Origin of the sequence: Rossellomorea oryzaecorticis, assembly GCF_038405515.1 — a bacterium.
In the GTDB taxonomy this organism is placed as follows: Bacteria; Bacillota; Bacilli; order Bacillales; family Bacillaceae_B; genus Rossellomorea; species Rossellomorea oryzaecorticis_A.
In genome coordinates this window covers 1-628 of record NZ_JBBYAF010000102.1, presented here as the reverse complement: position 1 = coordinate 628, position 628 = coordinate 1, and the positions used below count along the sequence as shown (strand labels likewise).

General features: G+C 40.4%; 2 tRNA genes and 1 rRNA gene. All 3 read right to left on the bottom strand.

Annotated features, from left to right (window positions below):
• Positions 1–253: 253 nt before the first annotated feature.
• Positions 254–330, bottom strand: a tRNA-Asp gene (locus AAEO50_RS21250).
• A gap of 56 nt (positions 331–386) precedes the next feature.
• A tRNA-Met gene (locus AAEO50_RS21245) sits at positions 387–460 on the bottom strand.
• A gap of 78 nt (positions 461–538) precedes the next feature.
• Positions 539–628 (bottom strand): 5S ribosomal RNA (rrf, locus tag AAEO50_RS21240); the annotation flags it as partial.

Genomic DNA, 628 nt, shown 5'->3' with positions numbered 1-628 from the left:
ACCTTGGTAAAAGTGAAGAAGGAAATGATGAAAATGAAAAACTAAGAATCGTTTAGTTTTTTAAAGAATTCGTCAGGAATTAGGGGGTCAAACCGATTCCTAAAAATATATGATCCATTTTACGATTTTATGATCCTTTAATAACTATTCTAAATAAGCCATTCCCATCTCCCGTACCTTATCACTCAAAAAATAAGGCTATATTAAACAAAATAAAAAAACGAAACCAAAGTTTCGTTTACGTGTAAAGTAATGGCGGTCTGGACGGGACTCGAACCCGCGACCTCCTGCGTGACAGGCAGGCATTCTAACCAACTGAACTACCAGACCAAAGATTTTTGCGCCAGCAAAATATCTTTCAATATTATGTTTTAGCAAAAATGGTATTGCGGGGACAGGATTTGAACCTGCGACCTTCGGGTTATGAGCCCGACGAGCTACCGAACTGCTCCACCCCGCGACGATAAGATTGGTAATATATATATTATATCATACTATATGTTACCAAATATACATTGTGCAAAAAAATTTTATATCCGCCTGGCGACGTCCTACTCTCACAGGGGGAGATCCCCCAACTACCATCGGCGCTGAAGAGCTTAACTTCCGTGTTCGGCATGGGAACGGG